The 16997-nt window shown below is 56.5% G+C and carries 16 protein-coding genes; 9 read left to right on the forward strand and 7 right to left on the reverse strand.

Going from position 1 to position 16997, the window contains the following annotated elements:
* Positions 1-318: 318 nt before the first annotated feature.
* From B5F17_RS05180 to putP, 6 genes are all read left to right on the forward strand, one after another.
* The gene (locus B5F17_RS05180) at positions 319-1080 is read left to right on the forward strand and encodes a ParA family protein (RefSeq protein WP_016148858.1); all 762 of its coding nucleotides are present in this window, start codon (positions 319-321) and stop codon (positions 1078-1080) included.
* 19 nt (positions 1081-1099) lie between these two features.
* A complete protein-coding gene (locus tag B5F17_RS05185; protein ID WP_016148857.1) occupies positions 1100-1975 on the forward strand; it encodes a ParB/RepB/Spo0J family partition protein in 876 nt (291 codons plus the stop codon).
* 15 nt (positions 1976-1990) lie between these two features.
* Positions 1991-2542: a hypothetical protein gene (locus tag B5F17_RS05190; protein ID WP_016148856.1), complete on the forward strand. Its 552-nt coding sequence runs from the start codon at positions 1991-1993 to the stop codon at positions 2540-2542.
* Positions 2543-2594: 52 nt separating this feature from the next.
* Complete coding sequence (gene serS / locus B5F17_RS05195) at positions 2595-3899, forward strand: serine--tRNA ligase (protein ID WP_016148855.1); 1305 nt, start codon at positions 2595-2597, stop codon at positions 3897-3899.
* An 869-nt stretch (positions 3900-4768) separates the two neighbouring features.
* Positions 4769-5368: a TetR/AcrR family transcriptional regulator gene (locus B5F17_RS05205; protein WP_087371542.1), complete on the forward strand. Its 600-nt coding sequence runs from the start codon at positions 4769-4771 to the stop codon at positions 5366-5368.
* Between the two features lie 176 nt (positions 5369-5544).
* Positions 5545-7089, forward strand: coding sequence for a sodium/proline symporter PutP (gene putP, locus B5F17_RS05210; protein ID WP_087371546.1), 1545 nt, complete (start codon positions 5545-5547; stop codon positions 7087-7089).
* On the opposite strand, the gene B5F17_RS14805 is transcribed toward putP, so the two are convergent.
* From B5F17_RS14805 to B5F17_RS05225, 4 genes are all read right to left on the reverse strand, one after another.
* Positions 7064-7288, reverse strand: a complete 225-nt coding sequence (locus B5F17_RS14805; protein ID WP_162608087.1) for a hypothetical protein — start codon at positions 7286-7288, stop codon at positions 7064-7066. The genes putP and B5F17_RS14805 overlap by 26 nt on opposite strands.
* 333 nt (positions 7289-7621) lie before the next feature.
* A complete protein-coding gene (locus B5F17_RS05215) occupies positions 7622-7894 on the reverse strand; it encodes a peptidoglycan-binding domain-containing protein (RefSeq protein ID WP_087371548.1) in 273 nt (90 codons plus the stop codon).
* On the reverse strand, positions 7891-9258 hold the full coding sequence (locus B5F17_RS05220) for a peptidoglycan-binding protein (RefSeq protein ID WP_087371551.1): 1368 nt from the start codon (positions 9256-9258) through the stop codon (positions 7891-7893). Before B5F17_RS05220 ends, B5F17_RS05215 begins: the two co-directional genes overlap by 4 nt.
* A 7-nt stretch (positions 9259-9265) precedes the next feature.
* Positions 9266-9682 (reverse strand): carboxypeptidase regulatory-like domain-containing protein, encoded by a 417-nt coding sequence (locus B5F17_RS05225; protein ID WP_016148849.1) that lies wholly within the window; start codon positions 9680-9682, stop codon positions 9266-9268.
* Between the two features lie 701 nt (positions 9683-10383).
* Here B5F17_RS05225 and ftsH point away from each other — a divergent pair.
* A complete protein-coding gene (gene ftsH, locus B5F17_RS05230; RefSeq protein ID WP_087371553.1) occupies positions 10384-12240 on the forward strand; it encodes an ATP-dependent zinc metalloprotease FtsH in 1857 nt (618 codons plus the stop codon).
* Positions 12241-12566: 326 nt separating this feature from the next.
* Here ftsH and B5F17_RS14635 read toward each other — a convergent pair whose 3' ends face one another.
* Positions 12567-12839 (reverse strand): hypothetical protein, encoded by a 273-nt coding sequence (locus B5F17_RS14635; protein WP_143287681.1) that lies wholly within the window; start codon positions 12837-12839, stop codon positions 12567-12569.
* Positions 12840-12903: 64 nt separating this feature from the next.
* Here B5F17_RS14635 and B5F17_RS05235 point away from each other — a divergent pair, with 64 nt between their 5' ends.
* On the forward strand, positions 12904-13488 hold the full coding sequence (locus B5F17_RS05235) for a helix-turn-helix domain-containing protein (protein ID WP_087371556.1): 585 nt from the start codon (positions 12904-12906) through the stop codon (positions 13486-13488).
* Between the two features lie 501 nt (positions 13489-13989).
* On the opposite strand, the gene asnB is transcribed toward B5F17_RS05235, so the two are convergent.
* A complete protein-coding gene (gene asnB, locus B5F17_RS05240; RefSeq protein ID WP_087371559.1) occupies positions 13990-15819 on the reverse strand; it encodes an asparagine synthase (glutamine-hydrolyzing) in 1830 nt (609 codons plus the stop codon).
* Between the two features lie 63 nt (positions 15820-15882).
* Entirely contained in the window at positions 15883-16176 is a 294-nt protein-coding gene (locus B5F17_RS05245; protein ID WP_087371562.1) for a Mor transcription activator family protein, read from the reverse strand.
* A 430-nt stretch (positions 16177-16606) separates the two neighbouring features.
* On the opposite strand from B5F17_RS05245, the gene B5F17_RS05250 reads away from it, so the two are divergent.
* The gene (locus tag B5F17_RS05250) at positions 16607-16927 is read left to right on the forward strand and encodes a hypothetical protein (protein ID WP_087371565.1); all 321 of its coding nucleotides are present in this window, start codon (positions 16607-16609) and stop codon (positions 16925-16927) included.
* The last annotated feature ends 70 nt before the right edge of the window (positions 16928-16997 follow it).

A 16997-nucleotide genomic window follows, 5' to 3' on the forward strand; every position in this document is an offset into this window, starting at 1 on the left:
GTTGCGACGGGCGACTCAGGGCAACGGTGCCCGCGTGTTAGGGCCTTGGCCGAACAAGTCGGCCACAGCCTTGCGGGAAAACGCCCCACAGGGGCCTTTTCTAATTCCGCAAGGTTCGAGAAAGGCTGGCGAAAGCTTCAATTAGGGGTGCGGTGGTCGACGAAAGTCGAATACAATCGCCGGGAAATCCAGTGTTTCACGTGAAACATTTCCCGACTGCGGTTGCAATCTTAACCCGTTGTGTTATAATAATAGAGCATATCAAAATCGGCCCGAACGGTGCGAAAGCCGCTCTGCGGCCGGGAAAGGGCTACGCCAATGGCTAAAATCGTTGCGCTTATCAACCAGAAGGGCGGCGTCGGTAAAACCACGACCGCTGTCAATCTGGCCTGCGCTTTGACCGAAAAAGGGAAGAAAGTCCTGCTTTGCGACTTCGACCCGCAGGGCAACGCCACCTCGGGCGTCGGTCTCGAACCCCACGAACTCGAGACCTCTATTTATGAACTCATCATTTCCGACAAACCCGATGTCCGCGCCGCTATCGAACACACTGAGTGGGTCGATGTGCTCGGCTCCAATGTCGATCTGGCCGGTGCTGAGATCGATCTGATCTCGCTCCCGCGCCGCGAGTTCCGTCTCAAAGATGTGCTCGATCAGGTGCGCGATGACTACGACTTCATCATCGTCGATTGTCCGCCGTCGCTCGGCATTCTTACATTAAACTGTCTGTGTGCGGCTGACTCCTTTATGGTACCGCTCCAGACCGAGTATTACGCACTCGAAGGTCTGTCACAGCTCATGGCAACCGTGCGCTCGGTACAGCGCGGACTGAATAAAAAAATCCGCATCGAGGGCATCCTCTTAACCATGTACGACGGTCGTACCAATTTGGCCGTGCAGGTCGTCGAGGAAGTCAAAAAGCATTTCGGTGACCGCGTTTACGCTGCGGTCGTGCCGCGCAACGTGCGCCTGTCCGAGGCGCCCAGCCACGGCAAACCCATCACCGCATACGACCGTTCCTGCCGCGGTGCGGCAGCTTATCTCGCGGTCGCGGAGGAATTTCTGCAAAAGAACCCGTAAATAAGGAGGAGGGAGTCCCATGGCAAAAGCGAAAGGCGGTCTGGGCAAGGGCTTCGGCGCTCTGCTCGGCGAAAGCCTGATGGCGGCCGAGGAGGAATCAGGCGGTGTGTCCACGCTGCCCATGACCCTCGTCGAGCCAAACCGCGAACAGCCCCGCAAACGCTTCTCACCCGAGACCATGCAGGAGCTGACCCGCTCCATCGAGATGCACGGCGTGGTCACGCCCATCACCGTGCGCAAAACCGAGAACGGGTATTATCAGATCATCGCAGGCGAGCGCCGTTGGCGCGCTGCGCGGTCGGCTGGTTTGACCGAGATCCCGGCACTCGTGATCGAGGCCGATGACAAGACGGTCATGGAGCTGGCGCTCATCGAAAACTTACAGCGCGAAGACCTAAACCCCATCGAAGAAGCACAGGGCTATCACAGCCTGATGGAAGAGTACGGTCTGACCCAGGAACAGGTCGCAGAGCGCGTCGGACGTTCCCGTCCGGCTGTCGCAAATGCCCTGCGCCTGCTGTCCCTGCCCGATGAGGCGCAGGAACTGCTCGCAGACGGTACGCTGTCCGCAGGCCATGCCCGCGCCGTGCTCGCCATTAAGGACGAAGCGCTGCGCACCCATGACGTACTGGAAAAAATGGCGGGCATGAGCGTCCGTCAGGCTGAAAAGTACGCCAAGAGCCTGCAAAAAGAACCCGAACCCCAGTCCGAACCCGATCAGCCCGCGGAGTTTCAGCCCGATTACACCGCGGCACTCGCAGAACGACTGGAGCACACCCTCGGACGCCGCGTCCGCATCGAACAGGGCAAGTCATCGGGTACGGTATCACTCGCGTTCTACGGAGACGACGACCTCGAACGACTGGTCGCCGCTCTGGAAACACTGTCCGTATAAACAGGAGGCAAACGCATGGAAGAAAAAAACAACGCCCCGCAGCCGTGCGGCGAAAAACAGCCGGAATCTAAAAAGTTCCTGGTCTTTTACGTCATCGGTCTGTTCTGCGTTGCGCTTGCGCTCATTCTCTTGAGCTATATCGCGCAGGTGCGTTCCGATCGCAGGCTCAATGAGCTGACCAACCAGCTGAGCACACAGACCAGCGCCGCAGAGGGTGCAAACGCTCGCGTGCAGGTCTTGCAGCAGTCGGTCGAGGAGCAGACCAAGGTCCTGAGCCAGCTCATGCAGCAGACCGGCACCGAAAACACCGATGAGCTGCTCGCGGCAGTCGAAAAGCTGTCCGATCAGAAAAAGGTACTGTACGAAATGACCATGGCGCAGCAGGAGCTTAGCCAGAACAAGAACGCCGAGGCCAAGGAACGCATCGACGGTCTGGTCACGAACTACACCCTTGAGCGCCTCAACGGTACCGCACAGGATGCGCTGCTGACCGAGGAGTCCGCAGCCCTCTTCACTGCACTCTATCAGCAGACTCGCGTCGTTCCGTCCGAGGAAACCGCTGAGTAATCACACATTCTATTTCTGTCAATCTTTAATCCTACCAAGGGGGAGATTTATTATGTTAGATATCCGTTTTGTCCGCGAAAACCCGGACGCTGTCAAGGAAAACATCAAGAAGAAGTTCCAGGACGACAAGCTGCCGCTGGTCGATGAGGTCATCGAGCTCGACGCCAAGCTGCGCGCTGCCATCCAGGAGGCTGACGAGCTGCGCTCCAACCGCAAGAAGCTGTCCAAGCAGGTCGGCGCTCTGATGGGTCAGGCAAAGAAGGACCCGTCTAAGGCTGCTGAGGCTGAGGCCGTCAAGGCACAGGTTACCGCACAGGCTGCTCGTCTGGCTGAGCTCGAGGCGATGGAGTCCGAGCTGCAGGACAAGGTTCGCACCATCATGATGACCATTCCGCAGATGATCGACCCGTCCGTTCCGATCGGCCCGGACGACAGCGCAAACGTTGAGGTCGCTCGCTTCGGTGAGCCGGTCGTACCGGACTACGAGATCCCGTATCACACCCAGATCATGGAGAGCTTTAACGGCATCGATCTGGACAGCGCTGGACGCGTTGCTGGTAACGGTTTCTACTACCTGATGGGCGACATCGCTCGTCTGCACGAGGCTGTGATCGCTTACGCGCGTGACTTTATGATTGGCAAGGGCTTCACCTACTGCATCCCGCCCTTCATGATTCGCGGCAACGTCGTAACCGGTGTTATGTCCTTCGCTGAGATGGACGCGATGATGTACAAGATCGAGGGCGAGGACCTGTACCTGATCGGTACCTCCGAGCACTCGATGATCGGTAAGTTCATCGACCAGATCGTTCCCGAGTCCAGCCTGCCCCAGACCCTGACTTCTTACTCGCCCTGCTTCCGTAAGGAGAAGGGTGCGCACGGCATCGAGGAGCGCGGCGTTTACCGTATCCACCAGTTCGAGAAGCAGGAAATGGTCGTTGTCTGCCGTCCTGAGGAGTCTATGGACTGGTACGAGAAGATGTGGCGCTACTCGGTTGAGCTGTTCCGCAGTCTGGAAGTTCCGGTTCGTCAGCTTGAGTGCTGCTCCGGCGACCTGGCTGACCTCAAGGTTAAGTCCTGCGACATCGAGGCTTGGAGCCCCCGCCAGAAGAAGTACTTTGAGGTTTGCTCCTGCTCCAACCTGGGCGACGCACAGGCTCGCCGCCTGAAGATTCGTGTACGTGGTGAGGACGGTAAGCTGTACCTGGCTCATACCCTGAACAACACCGTTGTTGCTCCTCCGCGTATGCTGATCGCATTCCTGGAGAACCACCTCCAGGCAGACGGCACCGTCACCATCCCGAAGGTGCTCCAGCCGTATATGGGCGGCACCGAGGTTCTGGTTCCCAAGAAGTAAGAAGGGAACGGAAACCCGCCCGGCCCGTAGGTCACTATCCTTATTCCCGCGCTGTGCGCGGATAAGATGAGTGCTAGGCGAAAATAAAGCTTTCGCCGGCCTTTCTCGAAAGGCCGCGGGTTCTCAGGGCAGAGCCCTGAGTCGTGTCCCGCAGGACACGAAATCCCCTTTTGATTTTCGCCTTGCGAAAATCAACCAAAACAAAAATAGAAGCGCGACCCGCAGGTCGCGCAATACTCCGCGCACAAAGTGCGCTCATGAAAAGACCGTCCTCCGGGACGGTCTTTTCCTTTGCACGTTATCCAAACTGCGGTCTGACAAACGGAGGGTGCGCAGTAGGGATGGGAATAGGGGAATCCGTTCCACGGGAACGGATTCCATGAGCGTCGCCCAAAGTGCGGTCTGATAGATTGAGGGTGCGCAGTAAGGACAGGGATAGGGGAATCCGTTCCACGGGAACGGATTCCATGAGCGTCGCCGAAACTGCGGTCTGACAGGGAGAGGGTGCGCAGTAAGGACGGGGATAGGGGAATCCGTTCCACGGGAACGGATTCCATGAGCGCGCTTGGCGCGCAGAGAGTCTTGCCGCCTGCGGGCGGCGCTTTTAATTATTTTTGGTTGATTCCGGCAAAGCCGGAATCAATAGGGGAGTTTCGCGCTCTGCGGAGCGCGACTCAGGGCTCTGCCCTGAGAACCCGCAAGCCTTTCGAGAAAGGCTTGAGCGAAAGCTTCATTTCGCCTGCGGGCGGGACGGGGGATTGGTGCGGTGCTTTCGGTTATCCGCAGTTTTTATCCCCAACCTGTGGAGAACTTCTGTGAATTATGCTATCATTATCTTACATCAATTTCCCAGAAAGGGGTCGGTTCTCTTGCGTAAGACCCGCAACACCAAAGGTCGCATCGTCTCCGCCGCTTGGCGGTTATTCTATGAGCAGGGCTATGACAACACCACGGTCGACGAGATCATCCTCAAATCCGGCACGTCAAAGGGTTCCTTTTACCACTACTTCGAGGGCAAAGACGCGCTGTTAAGCTCTCTGTCCTATCTCTTCGATGAAAAATACGAGGCGTTAGTCTCGCAGATGGATGATTCCATGGACAGCTTCGACAAGCTCATCTATTTAAACCAAGAGCTCTTTTCCATGATCGAAAACAGCATCTCGCTCGATCTGTTAGCGCGTTTGTACTCCTCCCAGCTCATCACCCGCGGCGAAAAACATCTGCTCGACCGCTCCCGGTTTTACTATCGCCTGCTCCGGCAGATCATCCTCGAGGGACAGCAGGCCGGGCAGCTCTGCGACGATCTCTCGGTCAACGAGATGGTCAAAATGTACGCGCTCTGCGAGCGGGCGCTCATTTACGATTGGTGCATTTCGGGCGGGGAATACTCGCTGCGCGCCTACGGCAAGCAGATGATGCCCAGATTCCTTTCCACAATCCGAAAAAATCCTGCACCTGTTATTACCTGATTTCCTAATTTTCGTACAGCTATTTTTTCCCGGATTTCCATGCGGTTTTCCGGGTTTTCTTTTATCAAAGTATAGAATATAGTCTATACTTTGTTCTGCATTGCAGTCTATTTTTTGTCATGCTATAATAAACTAAATTGTCGCACAAGAACATTGGAAAGGGGTAACACTTCAACATGACAACTGCACAGATCGGCATTTCGGTCACGATCGTCGTGTATTTGATCGGTATGCTGCTCATCGGCGTCTGGTGTTCCAAAAAGAACAACGATACCGGTGATTTTTATTTGGGCGGACGTAAGCTCGGCCCGTTCGTCACCGCGATGAGCGCCGAGGCTTCGGATATGAGCTCCTGGCTGCTCATGGGTCTGCCCGGTCTGGCTTATCTGACCGGTATCGCAGACGCTGGCTGGACGGCGATCGGTCTGGCCATCGGTACTTACATCAACTGGCTGATCGTCGCAAAGCGCATTCGCCTGTACACCCACGTTGCGGGCAACTCCATCACCATCCCGGACTTCTTCCACAATCGCTTCCGCGATAAGAGCGGTCTTTTGATGGGTCTGTCGGCCATCGTCATCATCATCTTCTTCATTCCCTACACCGCGTCCGGTTTCGCTGCCTGCGGTAAGCTGTTCTCCAGCCTGTTTGGCGTGGACTACTTCTGGGCGATGGTGATTTCGGCCATCGTCATCGTGGGCTACACCGCAACCGGCGGTTTCCTCGCAGCTTCTACCACCGACTTTATTCAGTCCATCATCATGTCCCTTGCGCTGCTCGTCGTTCTGGGCTTCGGCGTATACTCGGCTGGCGGTATCGGCGCGGTACTGGACAACGCAAAGTCTCTGCCCGGTTACCTGAGCATGACGCAGACCTACGACCCGGCAACCGGTACGGCTTCCACCTACGGTGCGCTGAGCAGCTTCTCTATGCTGTGCTGGGGTCTTGGCTACTTCGGTATGCCGCACATCCTGCTTCGCTTCATGGCCATTGAGGACGAGAAAAAGCTCAAGCTGTCCCGCCGCGTGGCTTCGACTTGGGTCGTTATCTCGCTGTTCGTTGCACTGATGATCGGTGTGGTTGGTCTGGGCATGACCAAGGCAGGCAATCTGGCATTCCTGGAAGGCTCGACCTCCGAGACCATCATCGTTCGCATCGCTGACCTGCTCAGCCAGAACGGTCTCGTCTGTGCCGTGCTCGCCGGTCTGATCCTCGCCGGTATTCTGGCTTCCACCATGTCTACTGCCGACTCCCAGCTGCTCGCAGCTTCCTCTTCGGTTTCCGAGAACCTCATTCAGGGCGTCTTTGGCAAGAAGATGACCGTTAAGCAGAGCATGACCTGTGCACGTCTGACCCTGCTCGGTATCTCCATCATCGGCGTTTTCCTCGCACGCGACCCCAACAGCTCGGTCTTTAACATCGTTTCCTTTGCCTGGGCTGGCTTCGGCGCTTCCTTCGGTCCGGTCGTTCTGTTCGCGCTGTTCTGGCGCAGAACCAACCGCTATGGCGCAATCGCTGGTATGTTCGCCGGCGGCGTGATGGTTTTCGTTTGGAAGTACCTGATTGCTCCGATGGGCGGTCTGTGGGATATCTACGAGCTGATGCCCGCATTCGTCATCGCTTGCCTGGTCATCTGGATTGTGAGCGTGCTCACGCCTGCTCCGTCTGAGGAGATTACGCAGGAGTTTGATAAGGTTAAGGCGCTGAACGCTGAGGAATAAACAAGCACCGCAGCCAAAATTGAAGCTTTCGCTCAAGCCTTTCTCGAAAGGCTTGCGGAGTCTTGAGGCAGAGCCTCAAGTCGCCGTCCGCAGACGGCGAAACTCTCTTTTTGATTTTCGCAAAGCGAAAATCAACTAAAATAAAAAAATAATCGCTCGCCGCAGCGAGCGAAATACTCCGCGGCCATTGGCCGCTCATGGGAAAGACCGTCCGAAAGGACGGTCTTTCCTTTTTCTTTGCCCCGACTGCGGATATCCATGCGGAGAGTGTGCAGCTGCGGCAGGGATAGGGGAATCCGCTCCCTATGGGAGCGGATTCCATGAGCGCACTTTGTGCGCGGAGAGATTGCGCGACCTGCGGGTCGCGCTTTTTGTTTTTATTTTGGTTGATTCCGGTCTTTGACCGGAATCAAAAAGGGGAGTTTCGCCCGTTGCGACGGGCGACTCAGGGCTCTGCCCTGAGAACCCGCAAACCTTTGAAAAGGTTTGATCGAAACTTCAATATGGGTGCGGTGCTTATCCTTACAATGTTTCACGTGAAACTTTGTCCGCGGCTGAACATCAACGTGATCGCCTCCCACGTCTTTTCATCGGTCACGCCGTCCGGTGTTAATCCGCACGCACGCTGGATGCGCATGATCGATTGTCGGGTCGATTCATCATACTGGCCGGACGGTTTGGGTGGGTGGATGTTGATATAATGTCGGCCAATCGCCGACAGCATGGCTTGCAGCAGCCAGACGGCATCCGACTGGCTGCCCGGTTTGAGTGGGCCGTTGAAGGCGAGCGGGTAGGGTTGTTTCATGGGGTGACCTCCTGTGTTTGGCTTTGGATACGGGCGGCTTGGCGCGCCAGGGTATCCCAAGTGATCGGGCCGACAAAGCCGGTGGGTGTCAGGCCGAGGATGGACTGGGCGGTGGTGAGGGCTTGGGTGGTACGCGGGCCGAACATGCCGTCGGCGGTCAGTTTGGGAATGTCGGGAAATTCGGTCGACAGGATATTCAGCCACTCCTGCACCTGACGCACGTCGCTGCCCTGCATGCCCTCGACCAGTCGGCCGGGGAACAGGGGAGCGCCAGCGGCGGCTTCCCACTCGGGCAGGGCTGCGCCGATATCGTTATAGATCTCGGTGATCTTTGCCCAGGTCTGCGGGCCGACGATGCCGTCGACCGGTAAGCCGTAGTCGCGCTGGAAGATACGCACGGCTTGCTCGGTCAGGGTACCGAAATCGCCGTCGATCGGGATCTGGTCTTCTCCGGTGAAGAATACGCCGATGGCATTTAAGTAGTATTGCAGCACGCGCACATAGTCGCCCTTATCACCCCGACGCAGGTAGTCCGGGAAAATACCGGTCACGTCCTCCAGTCGCACGCCCTCGCTGTTGAGTTCGGCCAGCTTGGTGATCGCGGTATACAGGTAGGCGATGCGGTACCAGGTCGCCTTGCCCACGATGCCGTCCGGGGTCAGGTCGAATACCTGCTGGAATTTCTTGACCGCGTCCAGCGTGCCCTGATCGAACACGCCGTCGACCGGGTAAATCTTCGGGATGGCCGGATAGTTGTTTGAAATGCGGTTGAGGCGCAACTGGATGGTGCGCACGTCGTTGGACACGTCGCCCAGACGCAGGGGAGAGCCCGGATATGACCCCAGATTGGGCGCGGTCGGCGCGTCGCGCACGATGGCGAGGTCGGGACCGTAAAACTCGGTCAGAATTTCATAGGGCGACAGTCCAGCCTCTGCCAGCGGCACCGTGCCCCACTGGCTCAGGCCGTCGCACTGGACGCGGTCGCCGTCGCAATACTGCGCAAACAGCGGCTCGACCGAACCCGGTCTGACCAGATAGTCATTGAACAGCTCGTCGGCGATCTCTGAGATGTTGTCGAAAATATCACGCCCCTCGACGTACGCCTGATCGAACGCCGTCGAGTTGGTGATATCAAAATCATAGCCCTGCGAGCGGTACCACTCGGTGTAGATGCGGTTGAGCGCAAACGAAATCTGCGCGTACATGTTCGCCCGGATTGCCGCCTCCGGCCAGGTCGGATAGATCTCCGACGATGCCACGTTCTTGATGTAGTCGGGAAAGGGCACGGTCACATTGCGCGCCGTCGGGTCGTCCGGTCGCCCAAGATGTACCGTGATCGTCTCGGGAATATACGGTAATGCCATGTTCCGCTCACCGTCCTCTCTTGCTAAACTGCGTGTCCAGCAGCTCGGGCGGCAGGTCGGTGATCTCGGTTGAATTCCCGCTCGCCGTGGACGGCGTCAGCGGTACCGGCAGCGTCGACGCAATGCCCGGGAAAATCGAAATGTCCCGCACCTCTGCCGTCTGATACCCCGGCAGCGATACATTCACCGTATAGTTCAAATACGGCGTCGGTTGGTCGGGACTGAGCGAATCGGAAAGCGACGGCGCGGGAAGCTCCAACACCGGCGTGCGTCCCGATGTGTCCGTCCGCACGATTCGATACAAAACCGGCCCGTCCTCAGTCTGCGCCGATACCGTCACCAATGCCCCCGGAAGCGGGATTGTCCCTTGCGCGGTCGTCACCGCCACCACCAGCTTTCCTACTGCCTGCGTCACATCTGCCATCCAGACATCACTCCCTCTTTTTATGGTTAGAACCATTCTATGACCGGGCAGAGGATGGTATGTCTGGGGAAAGAAGGGGAAAAGAGAATGTTTCACGTGAAACATGGGAGAGTGAGGCACCGCACCCCTAGCTCGGGATTCTCAAGGGACGAGTCCCTTGAGTCCGTCCAGGTGAAACCTGGTCGAGCCCGCAGGCTCGAAACTCTCTTTTGAAACCCGGTGTTCGGCCCGGGTTTCAACAAACTCTCGTTCAAAGCGCTCGCCGCAGCGAGCAAGATTCTTTGCGCGCCGAGCGCGCTCATGAAAAACGCCTAAAGCGTTTTTCCTTTAGCGGCTGGCGCCGCTCACTTACCGTTGCATTTCCCGTTCAGTCGGGAGGACTGGAAAGTCCACTTGGAAGGGAAACGAAGGCCAAAGGATGGACAACCTACGGTTTTCCACCCTTTGGGAACCCGTTTTCCCTTTCCGTCAGATATACATTTCAGCTGCCGATAGGGAGGGAAAGTATGAACCCCGCACAGCGGGTGCGTGCTGTTCGGCGTTCCCGGTTATGCTGGCACTGCATAGTGACAAAGTTACATTTCTCCATCAATTTACACTTCGTTCAAACTTCATCCGCAATCCGTACATATTCCCCTGCTATAATCAATCTATACAGTAGGGGGGCACAGTCTATGCCCCGGAAATGAGGCAGTATTATTATGAAAGAAGTTAAACAGCCCGACAGAAAACGCATATTCTATTTCTATGCAATCGCAATCGCGCTTCTGTTCATCGCAAACATGCTCCTGCCCAGCCTCATCGCTCCAAAAACCCAATCGGTCAGCTATAACGAGTTTGTTACTATGGCTGAACAGGGTCAAATCAAAGAGGCTGAGATTCAGAGCAGTGAAAACCGTATCGTCTTCACAGCCGTCGGCGATACACAAAAAGAGCAAAACCAAGTCTATGTCACCGCGCTCGTCGATGACCCCGATCTGGTACAGCGCTTGCTCGACGCAGATGTAAACTTTACCAAGATCTGGCCGTCGACCCCGTCGCCCATCCTCACCGCATTCCTTCCGCTCGTTATCATCATCGGTTTCGGTGTTTGGATGACCCGCTCGATGCAGAAGAAAATGGGTGCCGGTGCGATGAGCTTCGGCAAGTCCAATGCCAAGGTATATGTTGCAAGTGAGACAGGCATCCATTTCTCCGATGTACAGGGTGAGGACGAGGCAAAGGAGCTCTTGACCGAGATCGTCGACTTCCTGCACAATCCCCAGCGCTACGCCGACATCGGTGCGCACATCCCCAAGGGTGCGCTGCTTGTCGGCCCTCCAGGTACCGGTAAAACCCTGCTGGCCAAGGCGGTCGCAGGCGAGGCAAACGTGCCCTTCTTCTCGATCTCCGGTTCGGAGTTCGTTGAGATGTTCGTCGGCATGGGTGCTGCCAAGGTACGCGATCTGTTTAAGCAGGCAAACGAGAAGGCGCCCTGCATCGTCTTTATCGATGAGATTGATACCATCGGTAAGAAGCGCGACGGTGCAGGCGGTATCAGCGGCGGCAACGATGAGCGCGAACAGACGCTCAACCAGTTGCTGACCGAGATGGATGGTTTCGACGGCAGCAAGGGTGTTGTCATTCTGGCTGCGACCAACCGCCCCGAATCTCTCGACCCTGCGCTGCTGCGTCCCGGTCGTTTCGACCGCCGTGTACCCGTTGAGCTGCCCGACCTCATCGGTCGAGAAGCCATCCTGCGTGTACATGCCAAGAAGGTCAAGTGCGAACCCGGTCTGGACTTCAATGCCATCGCGCGCATGGCTGCCGGTGCATCCGGTGCAGAGCTTGCCAACATGGTAAACGAAGCCGCGCTGCGTGCTGTCCGTGCTGGTCGCGACAAGATTTCCCAGTCCGACCTCGAAGAGAGCGTGGAAGTCGTCATTGCTGGCTATCAGAAGAAAAACAAGATTCTGTCCAACAAGGAAAAGCTCATCGTCTCCTATCACGAGATCGGTCACGCGCTGGTTGCTGCGCTCCAGACCCACTCAGCTCCGGTCACTAAGATTACCATTATTCCGCGTACCTCCGGTGCGCTCGGCTACACCATGCAGGTCGATCAGGAAGAGCACAACCTCATGAGCCGCGAGGAACTGGAAAACAAGATCGCAACCCTCACCGGCGGTCGTGTTGCGGAAGAGCTTGCCCTGCATTCGATCACCACCGGCGCGTCCAACGATATCGAACAGGCGACTCGTCTGGCACGTGCCCTCATCTCCCGTTTCGGTATGAGTGAGGCCTTCGGTATGGTCGCTTTCGAGCAGGTACACAATGCTTACCTCGGCGGCGATGCATCCATGGCTTGCGCTGACCAGACCGCTGCCGAAATCGATCGTATGGTCGTTGAGCTGGTGCGCCGTCAGTATGAGAAGGCAAGACAGCTGCTGAGTGATAATATGGATAAGCTGCATGCGCTGTCCAAGTATCTGTATGACCACGAGACCATCACGGGCGAAGAGTTTATGAAGCTCATGGAACAGCCCAAGCTCGAAATGGGAATCTCTGAGGAGAAAGAATAAGCACCGCACCCCTAATTGAAGCTTTCGCTCAAGCCTTTCTCGAAAGGCTTGCGGAGTCTTGAGGCAGAGCCTCAAGTCGCATCCCGCAGGATGCGAAATCCCCTCTTGAAACCCGGTGTCCGACCCGGGTTTCAACCTGAAAATTAAAAAAATCGCTCGCTTCAGCGAGCGAAATACTCTGCGGCCGTTGGCCGCTCATGAGAAAGACCGTCCGAAGGGACGGTCTTTCCTTTTTCTTTGCCCTGACTGCGGCAGCTTGAACGGAGGGAATGTACGAACGGCAGGAGAGGGGAAAACCAATCCGGCAGGTTGGTTTTCCATGAGCCTTACGGATTTAGAAAATACCCCGGTGGGGTATTTTCTAAATCCGTAAGGCTGTGGCCGACTTGTTCGGCCAAGCCATGAACGGAGAACGGAAGGTTTTCGCTCGCTGCGGCGAGCGCTTTTGTTTTTATTTTGGTTGATTTTCGCAAGGCGAAAATCAAAAAGGGGATTCCGTGTCCTGCGGGACACGGCTCAGGGCTCTGCCCTGAGAACCCGCAGTCTTTGAAAAGGCTGGCGAAACTTTCAGTAAGGGGTGCGGTGCATGGTTCGTTCAAACTCTACCGTTCGTCGATTGTCTTTTCTCGCGAAATCTGATAAGCTTTACAGGGTGATAGGTTTATGAATCAACAGAAATTCGGAGCGCTTATCCGCGTGCTGCGCCGCGAGAAAGGCATGACGCAAAAAGCTCTCGCTGACCGTCTCGGGCTCAGTGACAAGGCTGTTTCCAAGTGGGAGCGTGGACTCGGTTGTCCCGACGTTTCGCTCCTCGGTGATCTCTCGGTCATTCTCGGCGTCGATCTTGCGCGTATGCTCTCCGGTGAGCTTGCGCCCAACGATTTTGTAGGAGGAAATATGAAAAAAGCAAAGTTCTACGTCTGTCCGGTCTGCGGGAATCTTACTCTGTGCACCGGCAATGCATCGGTGTCCTGCTGTGGCCGTACCCTCGAAGCGCTTGAGCCGAAAAAGGCAGATGATACACAGAAACTGAAAGTCGAAGTGATCGAAAACGACTGGTATATCACAAGCGATCATCCCATGACCAAGGAAAATTATATCTCCTTTGTCGCGTTTGCAACCGGTGGTCAGATGAATCTCATCAAGCAGTACCCGGAGTGGGATTTACAGGTCAGATTGCAGAAGCGTGGGCATGGTATGCTGTATTGGTACGCGAGTGATCTGGGACTGATGTATCAGTTACTGTAAGGGACGGAATCCGGCACCGCACCCGTATTGAAGTTTTCGCCGGCCTTTTTCAAAAGGCCGCGGGTTCTCAGGGCAGAGCCCTGAGGCGCCATCCGCAGATGGCGAAATCCCCCATTGAAACCCGGTGTTCGACCCGGGTTTCAACCCAAACTTAAAAATAGGGAAAGACCGACCGAAAGGACGGTCTTTTCCATGAGCGCACTTTGTGCGCGAAAGTATTGCGCGACCTGCGGGTCGCGCTTTTTGTTTAGTTTAGTTGATTTTCGCAAGGCGAAAATCAAAAGGAGATTCCGGACTCTGCGGAGTCCGGCCAGCCTGCGCGGCTGGACCGCGCCGGGTCGCAGACCCGGACCCGATTGTCGCCTGCGGGCGGGATTGGTTCGGTGCTATCCGTTTCAGCGCAAAAAAAAAACAGCACGGTGTTCCATGCTGCGCAAAACAAAGCAAATCAAAATATTATTTTTTTCTCAGAACAAAAAAATCAGAACAGAACAATTCGCGTCAAATCAATTCCACGTCATAAGTACGGAACCAATGGTCGATTTGCAGCAGATACGCGAAAATCTGCGGCGTGCGCATGAGCTGACCATACCACGGCTCGGGCAGGTCGTTCGGGTGTTCCATCAAATCCTCCAGAACATCCCAGCGGAAGAACTGCGGCAGGATGGACGTTTTATCGTGCATCTTCTCGCGCAATGCGTCCGCGACAATTTGGGTATAAACAGGGGAGAAGGTCTTGGGATAGGGACTCTTTTTGCGCCAGGTGATTTCCTCGGGCAGGTCGTTTTCGAACGCCTTGCGCACGATGCCCTTTTCGCGTCCGTCCAGTGCCTTCATGCTCCACGGCATATTATAGGCATACTCCACGATGCGATGATCGCAGAACGGGACACGCACCTCCAAGCCTGAATACATGCTCGTGCGGTCTTTGCGGTCGAGCAGGGTTGCCATGAACCATTGCAGGTTGAGCACGAACATTTCACGCATGCGCGCATCCTTGGGACTATCGGAATCCAGCTTGGGTGCCGACTGGCAGGTGCAGGCGTAATGTGCGCGTACAAACTCCTCGCCGTCGCGGATGAGGCCATCGTGCAGCAGCGACTGTCTGAGGGCGGTGGAGCGCGACCAGGGGAAGCAATCCTCGAACAGGATCTCCTCGCGGTGGTACCACGGATAGCCGCCGAACAGCTCGTCGGCGCACTCGCCCGACTGGCACACGGTGAATCCTGCGTCCTTCACGGCCTTGCAGAACAGCAGCAGGGAAGAGTCCACGTCCGCCATGCCCGGCAGGTCGCGCGCTTCGGTGGCGTCCAGCAGTGCCCGTGCCAGTTCGTCCTGTTCGAGCACGACCGTGTGGTGCGTCGAACCGATGGCGTCCACCATGGTCTGAATATACGCACTGTCGGAATTTGGCTGAAAAATACTCTTTGTAAAGTACTTCTCATTGTCCCGGTAGTCCACCGAGAAGGTGTGCAGGGTCTCGCCCTTGTTCTTCATCTCCCGCGCGGCGAGCATGGACAGGATGGACGAGTCCAGACCGCCCGACAGGAAGGTACACAGCGGCACGTCGGACACCAGCTGTCGTTTTGCCGCGTCCTCGATGAGAAAACGGGTGTGTTCGATGGTTTGGTCAAGGGTTTCGGTGTGCTCCTTCGCGGTCAGCTTCCAATACAGCTGGTAATCAAGTCCGCTCTCGTCGAACACCAGATACTGTCCCGGTGTGACCGATCGAATCCCGTGGAACACGCCCGAAAATGGCGGTCGTGCAGGCCCCAAAAGCAGGATGCTGCGCAGGCCGTCTTCGTCCAGCTGGGCGCGCATTTCCGGGTGGCACAGGATGGCTTTCTGCTCCGACCCGAACACCAACATCTTGCCCCGGCGCGCGTAAAATAGTGGTTTTACCCCCAACCGGTCGCGGCACAGCGTCAAACGCCGTTTGTCCTTCTCCCAGATCGCAAAGGCGTAAATGCCGTTGAGCTTCCCAAAGGCTTTGCATCCCCAGGCAAGGTAGGCGTGCAGCACCACCTCGGTGTCCGAATGTCCGCGAAAACGATGACCAAGATCGGTCAGCGCTCGACGCAGTTCGTCAGTATTATATAACTCTCCGTTATATACTAAGACTGTATTCCCGTCCGGGCTGGTCATCGGCTGGCTGCCGCCTTCGGGGTCGACCACGATCAGGCGGCGGTGTACCAGCAGCGCACATGCATCCTGATACACACCTTCGGCATCCGGTCCGCGGCGCGTCAGCGCCTGCGCCATACGTCCGGGTAAATCGCTGAGTTCGCGCACGTCACGGGTAAAATCAATCGTTCCGGCAATTCCACACATAACTAGATCACTCCTTTTTTCATTGGTATCCTATGCGCGGTGCGGCGGTTATGCAACCGCCGGTCACCACGGTTCGCTCCAAAAATCTTTGGGCGGACGGACGGACAAGATCCGACGCACCTGCCGCTCGGACAGGTGATAGGTCGCGCACAGCTGCGTTACCGTTGCCCCGTGCGCCGCGTCCTGCCGGATCTGCCGGTTGCGGCTCGGTCGGTCAACGCCCTCCAGCTTGGGGATGTACAGCGTAGAGCCGCCGAACGCTCGGCACAACTTCCGCGCATTGCGTGTGCCGATGACCGCTTGCAAAGCAGCCAGGTTTTGCGGCGGCACAGCCGCGGTCGGTTTGACGGGTTTCATCGCAGGCCCTCCGTTTCTTTGGGATATCTACATGATAACGCATAGATCGCCCATTGTCCAGATATTTTTCAAACAAATGTTCGAGCACCTTCGACACAGCGGACAGTCTTACGACGGCAAACGACGGCGTCAAACCAAACACTACACAAGACATTTTGCCCCAAAATCTGACACCGGTCGGTTTTTGGGGGACAAAGACGGAAATATGCACAGGGCTGTGGATGGGCTCGCTTACGACCGAAAAAAGCTGTGGAAAAACCGCGCGTTCGGTCGTTTTTTTGTCCCTGCACCGCGACACCGTTCGACACCGCTTCCACACCCTGTGGACAAAAATCTCAGACATACGCCGGATAGACGGTGTCATAAAACCATGTTATGCTATTAACAACGAACACAAGTTCGAACACTTTGCGACAGGAGGTGAAACCTGATGGCCAATCGCCGGCAGGACGCAGCAGTCGAACAGGCGCTCTTCCGCAGTGCGGTCGGCGGCGTGCGGCCGGTCAGCAAGCTGTTTAAGGTCAAGCGCGTCGAGTACGACGATCAGACCGGCAAGAAACTGCGCGAGTACGAGGAGATCGTACAGGGAACCGAGGAAGTCTATGATTCCCCGTCCACCACCGCACAGCAGTTCTGGCTCAAAAACCGGATGCCCCGCGCCTGGGGCGGAGAACCCGCCGCGCAGGACGGCGAAGCCGAGGGCGGCGTCATCGAACTGCCCCAGCCCATGCCACCCGAAACCGAATCCTGACCCGGTTTTCCAAAATCACACATTTCCCGTGTTTTCCCGTTTTTGCAGGACATTATGTTACAAATTTCAT

The organism is Butyricicoccus pullicaecorum (assembly GCF_002160355.1).
GTDB classification, from domain to species: Bacteria; Bacillota; Clostridia; order Oscillospirales; family Butyricicoccaceae; genus Butyricicoccus; species Butyricicoccus pullicaecorum.

Excerpts from the sequence above, each read along its gene's own strand:
- B5F17_RS05180 (WP_016148858.1), top strand. The coding sequence starts at position 319 with ATGGCTAAAATCGTTGCGCTTATCAACCAGAAGGGCGGCGTCGGTAAA.
- B5F17_RS05185 (WP_016148857.1), top strand. The coding sequence starts at position 1,100 with ATGGCAAAAGCGAAAGGCGGTCTGGGCAAGGGCTTCGGCGCTCTGCTC.
- B5F17_RS05190 (WP_016148856.1), top strand. The coding sequence starts at position 1,991 with ATGGAAGAAAAAAACAACGCCCCGCAGCCGTGCGGCGAAAAACAGCCG.
- serS (WP_016148855.1), top strand. The coding sequence starts at position 2,595 with ATGTTAGATATCCGTTTTGTCCGCGAAAACCCGGACGCTGTCAAGGAA.
- putP (WP_087371546.1), top strand. The coding sequence starts at position 5,545 with ATGACAACTGCACAGATCGGCATTTCGGTCACGATCGTCGTGTATTTG.
- B5F17_RS14805 (WP_162608087.1), bottom strand. The coding sequence starts at position 7,288 with ATGAGCGGCCAATGGCCGCGGAGTATTTCGCTCGCTGCGGCGAGCGAT.
- B5F17_RS05215 (WP_087371548.1), bottom strand. The coding sequence starts at position 7,894 with ATGAAACAACCCTACCCGCTCGCCTTCAACGGCCCACTCAAACCGGGC.
- B5F17_RS05220 (WP_087371551.1), bottom strand. The coding sequence starts at position 9,258 with ATGGCATTACCGTATATTCCCGAGACGATCACGGTACATCTTGGGCGA.
- B5F17_RS05225 (WP_016148849.1), bottom strand. The coding sequence starts at position 9,682 with ATGGCAGATGTGACGCAGGCAGTAGGAAAGCTGGTGGTGGCGGTGACG.
- ftsH (WP_087371553.1), top strand. The coding sequence starts at position 10,384 with ATGAAAGAAGTTAAACAGCCCGACAGAAAACGCATATTCTATTTCTAT.
- B5F17_RS05235 (WP_087371556.1), top strand. The coding sequence starts at position 12,904 with ATGAATCAACAGAAATTCGGAGCGCTTATCCGCGTGCTGCGCCGCGAG.
- asnB (WP_087371559.1), bottom strand. The coding sequence starts at position 15,819 with ATGTGTGGAATTGCCGGAACGATTGATTTTACCCGTGACGTGCGCGAA.
- B5F17_RS05245 (WP_087371562.1), bottom strand. The coding sequence starts at position 16,176 with ATGAAACCCGTCAAACCGACCGCGGCTGTGCCGCCGCAAAACCTGGCT.
- B5F17_RS05250 (WP_087371565.1), top strand. The coding sequence starts at position 16,607 with ATGGCCAATCGCCGGCAGGACGCAGCAGTCGAACAGGCGCTCTTCCGC.